This is a genomic window from Rhodococcus sp. 24CO (genome assembly GCF_050586165.1).
GTDB lineage: Bacteria > Actinomycetota > Actinomycetes > Mycobacteriales > Mycobacteriaceae > Rhodococcus_F.
This window is the reverse complement of the sequence record NZ_JAZFNF010000039.1, coordinates 1-9,073: the sequence shown is the minus strand read 5'-3', so window position 1 is coordinate 9,073 and position 9,073 is coordinate 1. Positions and strand designations below refer to the sequence as shown.

The 9,073-nt window shown below is 60.6% G+C and carries 9 protein-coding genes, 2 pseudogenes and 1 other annotated feature; of the genes and pseudogenes, 6 read left to right on the top strand and 5 right to left on the bottom strand.

What is annotated here, in order from left to right; all coding sequences use genetic code 11:
- Window positions 1-74 precede the first annotated feature (74 nt).
- Window positions 75-1,018 (bottom strand): annotated as a pseudogene (locus tag V2B23_RS30515) (IS3 family transposase); the annotation flags it as partial.
- Window positions 603-731: a sequence feature (AL1L pseudoknot), on the bottom strand. Its footprint overlaps the pseudogene before it by 129 nt.
- A 98-nt stretch (window positions 1,019-1,116) precedes the next feature.
- On the opposite strand from V2B23_RS30515, the gene V2B23_RS30510 reads away from it, so the two are divergent.
- From V2B23_RS30510 to V2B23_RS30500, 3 genes are all read left to right on the top strand, one after another.
- Window positions 1,117-1,545, top strand: coding sequence for a hypothetical protein (locus tag V2B23_RS30510; protein ID WP_430953636.1), 429 nt, complete (start codon window positions 1,117-1,119; stop codon window positions 1,543-1,545).
- A gap of 236 nt (window positions 1,546-1,781) precedes the next feature.
- The gene (locus V2B23_RS30505; RefSeq protein WP_430953635.1) at window positions 1,782-2,021 is read left to right on the top strand and encodes a hypothetical protein; all 240 of its coding nucleotides are present in this window, start codon (window positions 1,782-1,784) and stop codon (window positions 2,019-2,021) included.
- A 403-nt stretch (window positions 2,022-2,424) separates the two neighbouring features.
- Window positions 2,425-3,180, top strand: coding sequence for an ANTAR domain-containing response regulator (locus V2B23_RS30500; protein ID WP_430953634.1), 756 nt, complete (start codon window positions 2,425-2,427; stop codon window positions 3,178-3,180).
- Here the strand turns inward: V2B23_RS30500 and V2B23_RS30495 are convergent.
- The 4 genes and pseudogenes from V2B23_RS30495 to V2B23_RS30480 all read right to left on the bottom strand — a co-directional run.
- Window positions 3,167-3,322, bottom strand: a complete 156-nt coding sequence (locus V2B23_RS30495; RefSeq protein ID WP_430953633.1) for a hypothetical protein — start codon at window positions 3,320-3,322, stop codon at window positions 3,167-3,169. The genes V2B23_RS30500 and V2B23_RS30495 overlap by 14 nt on opposite strands.
- Before the next feature lie 277 nt (window positions 3,323-3,599).
- The gene (locus V2B23_RS30490; RefSeq protein ID WP_430953632.1) at window positions 3,600-4,193 is read right to left on the bottom strand and encodes a hypothetical protein; all 594 of its coding nucleotides are present in this window, start codon (window positions 4,191-4,193) and stop codon (window positions 3,600-3,602) included.
- A gap of 129 nt (window positions 4,194-4,322) precedes the next feature.
- Complete coding sequence (locus V2B23_RS30485) at window positions 4,323-4,451, bottom strand: hypothetical protein (protein ID WP_430953631.1); 129 nt, start codon at window positions 4,449-4,451, stop codon at window positions 4,323-4,325.
- A gap of 172 nt (window positions 4,452-4,623) precedes the next feature.
- Window positions 4,624-5,128: pseudogene (locus V2B23_RS30480) on the bottom strand (DUF1016 N-terminal domain-containing protein); the annotation flags it as partial.
- 464 nt (window positions 5,129-5,592) lie between these two features.
- Here V2B23_RS30480 and V2B23_RS30475 point away from each other — a divergent pair.
- The 3 genes from V2B23_RS30475 to V2B23_RS30465 all read left to right on the top strand — a co-directional run bounded on the left by V2B23_RS30475 (window position 5,593) and on the right by V2B23_RS30465 (window position 8,742).
- Window positions 5,593-6,222, top strand: a complete 630-nt coding sequence (locus V2B23_RS30475) for a hypothetical protein (RefSeq protein WP_430953630.1) — start codon at window positions 5,593-5,595, stop codon at window positions 6,220-6,222.
- Window positions 6,223-6,867, top strand: a complete 645-nt coding sequence (locus V2B23_RS30470) for an RES family NAD+ phosphorylase (RefSeq protein WP_430953629.1) — start codon at window positions 6,223-6,225, stop codon at window positions 6,865-6,867. It begins immediately after the preceding gene.
- 585 nt (window positions 6,868-7,452) lie between these two features.
- Window positions 7,453-8,742 carry a Vps62-related protein gene (locus V2B23_RS30465; protein ID WP_430953628.1) on the top strand — a complete coding sequence of 430 codons (1,290 nt, stop codon included), beginning with the start codon at window positions 7,453-7,455 and terminating at the stop codon, window positions 8,740-8,742.
- Window positions 8,743-9,073: the final 331 nt, after the last annotated feature.

The following is a 9,073-nucleotide window of genomic DNA, read 5'->3' as shown; positions in this document are numbered from 1 at the left end:
ACCCGCGGAAGTCCTTGCTAAACAAGTACACTCACTCCCGCGGGACGGTGTTGCGACGACCAGTTGAATCCGCCTTGCGATCCGCGGTCGTTGTGGTGAATGAGCCCCGACAGGTCGGTGATCCCTTCTCGGCGTCGGGTCCAGATTGCGTGCTCGATGGCATCGAGCACCAGCGGTGTCGTCATCGTCGTCGCGGTTCGCCATCCGAGGATCCGCCGCGAGTACGCGTCGATGACGAACGCGACGTACACCCAGCCCGACCATGTCGAAACGTATGTGAAGTCGGCTACCCACAACATGTTTGGCGCGACCGGGTTGAACTTTCGCTGCACCAGATCGTCCGCGCGATGTCCTTGCGGATCGGCGATCGTGGTGCGCTTGGCCTTGCCTCGGCGCGCCCCTTCGAGCCCGAGGACACCCATCAACCGTTCGACCGTGCACCGCGCCACGTCGATGCCCTCTCGGCGCATTTCCAGCCACACCTTGCGTGCGCCGTAGACCGAATAATTCTCGGCATGCACACGGCTGACCTCGGCTTTGAGCTCTTCGTCGCGCACAGACCGTCGAGATGCAGGACGGTTGCGGGCTTCGTAGTAGGTGGACGGCGCAATAGAGCAGCCGTGCTCGCTGAGCACCCTGCACATCGGCTCGACGCCGTACTCGCTTTTGTATCGGTTGATGTAGTCGATGATCACTTGTTGTTGCGGTCGAGCTCCGCTGCGAAGAAAACCGATGCCGACTTCAGGATCTCGTTGGCACGCTTGAGTTCCCGATTCTCAGCGCGAAGCTTGCGCATTTCCGCTGCCATTTCGCTCGTCACGCCGGGCCGCTGGCCGGCGTCGGTTTGCGCTCTCCGGATCCAGTTGAGCAACGTCTGCGCTGTTCCGATACCGAGTTTGTCGGCCACGGATTCGACCGCGGCCCACTCCGACGGGTACTCGTGTTGGACCTCGGCGACCATCCGCACTGCCCGCTCACGCAGTTCGGGCGGGTACCTTTTGTTCGTTGCTGACGACATGACTCCATCTTTCCCAAAGGATGAAGTCCCCGGAAACTCCGGTGCGATTCACCCCGACGTTGCGCAGGGAGAATGAGATCCGACACACGAGGGTCAAAGTGAAAACGACGCTAGCAGTCCGGCGGACGCTCTTACCCCCTACGGGTGATGGCTATCTCACCGAGATTGACCAGTTCAAGATTGTCGCAGAGATATTGGCCTCGGACACGTCCACTCCCGACGACTGCTTCTTCTGCTTGTGGGACGGTTGGGGCTGGGACGTCATCGGTGATGAGCTTCCGATGGTGAAGATCCCTAACCGTGACTATTGGTTGTTCCGTGGTGCACTTACGGATCTGGGTGACTGGGGGAGCGCCGTCAAGACGGAACGGTATGAGACGGTGCAGAATCCTGCGTTCATGTGGCCAGCGGATCATGCGTGGTGTGTAACGGGTGTTGTCGATCCGCACTTCGCGGTGATCGCGGGGCCTGCCGAAGCGATCGACCTCATCATTGCGGATTCCTCGACTCGACGCGGTAGTCGATGACCCAAATGTTTCCCCACCCCGCTACTACTAAACGCCGGCGGGCACGGGGAGGGGAAATCGATGGTCAAAACTCACACCCAAACCCGCAGAAACGATCGGAGGTGCACATCGGATTTCGATTGGAGGTTCTCGTCGGCTCAGTCGCGGGCAGGGCTGCGCCCTGTGCTTGGAGAGCGTCCATGCCGGGTACCGCCAGGTGTGAGGGGAAATGGGGGATCTGAGAAGGAAGTGAGAACATGGCCGATCAAGAGAGCGGAGCTGTGACCGGAACGCAAGATAAGGACTACAACCTGATCTGGTTCGTCGAAGCGTCCCTGAGCAATGCGCTACGTATGCAGACCTACATCGATGATGCCGAGCGCGATGGCGACGGCGAACTCGCCGACTTGTTCCGGAAAGCTCAGAGTGAGAGCCGCAAAGGTGGGGAGGTCGGCAAGAAACTACTCCTCGACAGGCTGGCCTCGTCTGCCACCTGAATTTCGTTCACTGACTGGTTGTGTCGTCGGCGGAGGAGACATCAGGTGGGAGACACGATGGTCAATGTTGGGTTGCTTCTACTTGTGTTGTGCGTCGGGATGGTTGTGGTTGCGTGTCTTGACTTTCGACAAAGGAACTGATACGAGCTGATCCGGTTGGCGACAACGGCACGGTTCGATCTGCCGGGAGTTGGATATCTGTCAGGTGCGGCAGTGGAAAAAACTCTGCGGGGAGGTGCGGGGTTCATCGGCGCCTGCATTCACACCTCGGCGCCGGTGAAACCCTATCGATAATTGCGTTTCGGTCGGCGGTGTCCGGGACACCCGGTATGTACCGACAACTGGAGATCGATTCACCTGTAGCCGCTCTGTGAGGTCTCCTCGGAGTATGGGCAGGTATGAGATGGATGCTGTACCCGGCGCAGCGACAGGCGATCGGTGGTTTCCTCCGCTCGACGCCACCGCGCAGGCCTTACAAGATTTGTATCTGGCGTTGAACCCGGACGAGCACGTCGAAACGTATCTGAACCGGCTGTGTGAGCATGTGGTCGAGCTGGTCGAGGATGCGGATATGGCGGGGGTGACTGTTCTCGACCAGGAGGGCAGTGCCTCGACGGCGGCGCTGACCTCACAAGCCGTCGCGGTGATCGACGAACTCCAGTACCGCAGCGGAGTGGGGCCGTGCCTCGAGGCGGCGGAGAGCGCGGAGATCGTTGTCGCGGACCAGAATGCTGCCGTGGAGCGGTGGCCCGGCTTCGCTACCGAGGCGAGAACCTATGGCGTGGCGAGCTTTCTGTCGATCCCGCTGCCCCCGCTCGAGGCCGGCGTGGGTACGGGGGCGGTGAATGTGTACGGCTGCCGCCCGGATGGGTTTGCAAGGTCGGAGGTGGCGTTGATGAATCTGTTTACCACCGCTGCCGGTTATGCGATCAGCAGCACCGAACGGTATCGCGGTGCGCACCAGCTCGCCCTCGAGCTCGAGCGTGCTCTCGAGTCGCGTGCGGTCATCGACCAGGCCAAGGGGGTGTTGATGGCGGTGCACGGCGTCGATGCGGTTGCCGCATTCGAGATGCTGGTCGAGAAATCTCAACGCAGTAACACGAAATTGTGGGTCGTTGCCGAGGAACTCCTGGCGAGTGTGCGCATCACTGACACGTGATACCGCGGCGGTGAGACCCATTTCTCGTGTTCTGCGTGCGCAGTTGCTGACGTTCGGGGGCGTCGTCGGGCAGCGAGGCGATCCGGGCGAACAAGTCGATGACGTGTGCGTAGTTGTCCCGAACCGTCGCCGAGCGGGTCATGAACCAGCCTGCAGTGCTGCATTCCCGATGATGGTCACAACCGGGTCCTCGTCAATGTTGGTGAAAAACTGTTCGAGAAAGACGCCACCGACGAAGGACGATCCAGTCGCACAGAATGGTGAGTCGATCGGTGCCGAGGTCCTTATCGATGACTTTATGTGCAGTCCGCAGTGGGTGTCGATGCCGAAAGCGCACGTGAGAGCACTCGCGAGGAGGATAATCCGCGGTGCGAGTGGCGTCCTGCGGCTTGTCGTCGTCGTGCATCAGCATTGGCAACTCATCTGTGTTGCTTAGTTGGTAGTTGGGACAAGAGTTGCCCAGGGTGGGCGAGGGTGGAAGCGAGTCCGGTGAGCATCTGGGTGGGGCGCTGCTGTTCTCCTTGCTGGGCCCCCAAGATGACAATGGCACCGGTCAGTGCCGGCAGAGCCCACGGTAGATAGTGCAGTTGCTGCTGAGCGGCGGCGACGTCGTGCGAGGTCGTGGGGTCCGGTTCGGTGGCACCCTCGACGGGCTGGCTGTCTGCTTGGGCGATCTTGGCGCCGAGCGCGCCGCTGTACGCCGTTGCCGCGAGCGCGACCCCGGTGAGAGCCAGCTTGGTGATCGTGTTCGCTTTGACACCGCTTTGATGTCGGGCACGATCCTTGTTCGCATACAGGAGTACGCCACCGCCGACGAGGTGGGCGCCGATAGCGGCTGCGTTGACAGGGGACCATTTCGCCCAACCCGACGCTGCAACGCGTGCGCGGTCCTGAGGGTCCTGTACTTCGCTGGCAGCGCCGTTGAGGCCGATCGCCCCCATCAGCGAGCCTCCGAACCAGGCTGCTGCTCCGAGGTCGTGCAGGCTACGGGCAATGGTGTTGCGTGACGGCATGACTTTCTCCTCAACTGTTGTAAACGGAGATGCGAGTTTCAGGGACTTCAGGAACGTCGCGGACCTCGGTCACGGTGGAAGCGGTCTGCGCAACGAACCATCCCTCTGGCATACCCGAACCTTTCGTTCTCAAGAATTGATCGCGCGGAGCACGAACCGGAAGACGACTGCGGTGCCGAAGGCCACCGCTATGCCCGCGAGGACGTCGGCGAGCAGAAGTGCGACCGTAATCCCAATGGCAACGGCAACCGCGATCACCAGGGCGACGTCGAGGACAGTCGGTCGAGGACAGTCGGTCGAGGACTGTCGGACGCGCGAAAGACTTTTCGGGCGGAGAAGTCACGTGCGGTGATTGCCTGACCGGGCGGGGCAGGCGGCAGGTTCGACATCGTCACCATGGTCGAGTCAGTCCACGCTGTCGGATGTCTCTGAGGAGAAACTGCTCCAGCCAACGCATCAGTGCAGATTCCAGTGCACGTTCTCCCGACACGTTCGGTGATGTCGAGGAAATCGAAGACGTACGGGTCACGCACCAATTCTTGTACGAGATCGGAGTCTTCGGCCGGAATTTGATCCTGGAAATTCGACGGTGCCGCACCGATTCGGCGTCGCAAACCGCTGTTGATCTGATTGTGCAGAACGTTGCGGGACCAGCCGTGTTCGGCCGCTGTTGCTGCGTACCAGTTGCGGTCGGACAGGTTGTCGAGTTTGTCGCGCAACACCGTGATGTGGCCCTACGGCAATTCGCCAACAGGTTGTTGGCCAATTACACCGCGGTCCCAGATGCTCGCCATCTGCCGCATGTACTTGACATTGGTTCGAGAGAGCCCACGCATGTCGGGGAAAGATGCTCGGAGATCGACCGCGAGCTTGTCGATCACCTTCGTACCCCAGCCTACGGCTTCTTGGCGTTGCACGATTGCGTGCCCGATGTCAGATACCTCAGGGCGCTCTGTTGTTCGACCGCGGAACTACCGCGCAGCCAGTCGAAGTCAAACTTGTTTCGGTCGGGTCCATTACCGCCGATGTTCTCACTGTGAAGGTCGAGCCGAAAGTACCGACCACGGGTGATCTGGATGATGGGTTACCTCCGCAACCCCACGTGGTGGTCCGGACACGCCGCACTCGCCGACACAGACAGAGACACAGACCTCGTCTTTGCGAACGAGCCGCCGGCCAGATTCACATCGATAGCGATGATGAGCCGATTGTTGAGCTGGAGCAACAGGTTCGCGCACATTCCGACAAGTGATGGCATCGCGACGGACACCTACGGACGGGCGGATGCCGATCGTCCGCACGGTAGCCACGGGCAGCCGCGGGTCTTGATCGGTGGCCGTCGGCCTCTCCCGTCCGTTATCATTGATTTACGTGCGAAAATCAACGAAAGGATATGGAGATGTCGGACGCAGCGACCAGCAGTACTAAAGACCGCTTCCTACACGGTGATCTTCCCTTCGAAGACGCACTGAAAGAGGTCACGGGCACCGATCTCGACCGAAGTCATCTCTGGCATATCCTGGAAGGCCTCGCCTCCGAACGCAGGGGTATCGCGCCGGTCCTTTCTGCTCACGACGCCCACATTCTCGATGATGCCGGGTTTGTCGCGGATCCGGTGGCGGCGGCGTCGGCGCGGGTGGATCGCGATATTCGCATGCAGAACTTGGTGCACGAATCTCTCTCCATCCCGGAGACCGCCGAGCGGCTCGGTGTCACGCCGGCGCGGATCCGGCAGCTCCTCGCCGAACACAAGCTGTGGGCGTTCGCCTCTGGCCGACACCGGTTGCTTCCGCCTGCCCAGTTCACCTCTACCGGTCAGGTGCCGCACCTCGACCGGATCGTTCCGCTGCTCGAGGGCGACATGCATCCGCTGTCTGTGCAGGCGTTGCTCACCACGCCACAGCAGTCGTTGATCGTCGAGGGAGAGCCGGTGTCGATCGTGGCGTGGCTGACCGGGTGCGCTGGAACCGACGACGACATCAGCCAGGCCGCCGATGTGATCGCCTCGGCGCAGTGGGAATCCGCATAGATGGCGGTAATGTTGCCTGCGCCGCCGTCGATCGAGGACCTCCGCGATGCGGGAATACTTCCCGACGAGATGCTCGAGTGGACACCCGGCGATGTGGTCTGGCGCGTGCACCGCACCACCGGCCCCCACTTGATTGCCTGGAACGGACTTCGCACCTTCGGTCCGGTCCTTCGGTTCGATCATCATCCGCTCCCTCCGGGCGATCGGGGGAGATACGGAATTTGGTACGGCGCAAGCAATCCCCGTGGTGCTCTGGCCGAAGCATTCCAATCCTCACGCACTATTGACCGGCGGCACTGCGAACCGTTCCTGACAGGTGTGAGGTTCGTGCGTACGCTGCGCCTTCTCGATGTGTCCGGAATCGGCGCCGGAGTGTGGGCAACCCGTGTCGGCGGGAACCATGCGCTCGATTCGGCAGCGCACCGCCGAACCCAGCACTGGGCCAGGACAATTCACCGCGCCCATGACAATCTCGATGGAATCATCTATCGGGGCCGGTACGCCGGAACTGTGTGCATGGCGTTGTTCGAACGCGCCGCCGACGCCTTCCCCGCTCTCCCTGAGTTCTCGCAGCCGTTGAGTCATCCGGCGTTGGCCGACCGCATCTACACCGCAGCGCACGAACTCGGCTACACGATCATCTGAGGCGTCCGCTTCGGTGCGTCGAGGGCATGGACCGTGCGGGCCCCGCCAAACAGGGGCGATAGTGTCCACTGGATAGCAGTGTCCTCAAATGACCACACGAAAACTGTTACGTATAGACGATTTGTCATATATCTTCCGTCTGGTGCGTGCCTTCCCGCGGCGCTTGCACATTCCCCTACGGGCGCGGTCGAACTGGAAGGGCGTACACATTTGTGACAGTTCTCCATCCGCCACACCCACACTGGTGGCGATCCCGGATAACGATGACATTTCCACACTTGTATCGGACCGCTCTCCATCACCGTGGCGGTTACGGCCACCGAATACCTTCCGCGCGCGCCGACAGTACGTTCATGCCGCTGGGACAGCCAAGCTATCGCGAGCCGTGACCGTGGTGTGGGCCCGCAACGCTGGATCGGTGTCCGCAAGGACTTCGTTCTCGCGACCGGGTGACGCATCAGTGTGGTCACTGACAAACGACGGCGGCACCGACCTGATCGTTTTCGAAGCTGTTACCCAGCAATCGAATTCATTCGACCTGGGGTATCAAACTGTAGGGTTTCACAATTCCGCCGAGGGGAAATCATGAATATCGAGACCAATAGCGCATTTGACGATGCCGCATCTGCCGCCGTTCGCGCGGAAATACAGAAAGCCAACACCGCGCCGGGAATCGACTTCGGGTCGATGATGGTTCAGGTAGACAAGAAGAATTCCGGCCGTTTCCGGTCAATCTGGACGTCGGCCTTGACGCATCTTCAAATTCCGCCGAACGCGACCTTCTTCCAGTGCCAGTCGTCAAAGGTGACCGGTGCCTATCGCCCCTTCGGTGACATCATGACAACAGCCTTGCCGTTCGCCAACGGCAAGACGGACGGACAGGTCGCGCCGCCCGGAACACTCCTGTTCGCTCCTAACACAAGCGATCCAACGGCTCTGGCGCAGCCAACAGGCTTCTCCTGGATTGCCGACGACAAGCACTCGGAGAACCCCAACAACATTGCCTACTTTGTCCCAGTCGCACCGACGGGATATGTGGCGATGGGACTTTGCTGGGGGCAGAACGGAAGTCATCCCGATCCAACTGCCTACTGGTGCGTCCGGGCGGACCTCGTTCGACTCGTCGACCGTCAGATGACCTGGTCATCCGCCAAACAATATTGGACGTCCCACAGTGGGAGCCTCTACTCGTCAGTGATGACTGCGACTGCGCAGTCCGGACTCGACCATGCCGAGATGTTAGTCATTCCTCAGACATTCCTGCCTGATCCGGAAGATGGCTCGATACCCAACTATGCGCTGCTGCTGAAACAGCCAGCAGTCACGCTCGAACTGGACGCCCAGTTACCCGATCCGAATACGCCGAAGCCAACAGGAACGAAGTTGAACGCAGGCGTTAGCGCTGTGACCGTCGTCCCCTGGATGGCCGTCGCCAATGACTCCAGCTTCCCCGACAGGCCGGACAACTCCCCCTTCTATTTCGTTGTCGCAGAACCCTATTGGCAGTCGATCGAAAATATCCCTTCGCCGGCCGGTGGGAGCTACGATATCCGCCGGATGCTGGGCACCTCCGAAACCAACTCGCAGACCTTCTCCCAGTCGACCTCCATGGAAATCTCAGCAGATTTCGGACTGGAGTTTGACGGTTTGTCCGCCAGCGTTTCGACCAAATACACCGAGACCTTCTCGATGGAGACGCAGACAACGACCGGGGTCGATACGGAGGTGGAAGTAATCACGACCATCACGCTCCCCTCGGCGCAACAGATCGGCTTCTGGCAACTCATGCTGCAGGTTGCCGTCTTCCGCGGCGACGGATCGAAGATGCAGACGCCCTACGGGTTCCGCGACATCCGAATGTCGATCCAAGCCTGATCGACGCCAGCACATGACCAGTTGAGCGGGTCCCTCGGAGAAAGCAGGTGCGACGTTCCGTCCGACCCTACTAGAGGGGATACAGCGTCGGCGGGGCGAGTTGCGATAAAGCCGCTATTGGCTCCCCGTAAGTTGAACATTGTCCCCTCGTAATGGTGGGGTACGTGAAATATTCAAACCAATAGTTCTAGCGCCACTTTGGCGAGAAGAACTCGGTTGCGTCACCAACGTTCGTGCCTCATACAGCTGTAGGTGGAACGGACGTTGGTGACGCGGTGCCGGCGGTAAGCGGCGGGCGGTCGTCCTCCGCGTGCTGAATGCGGTCGGTGAT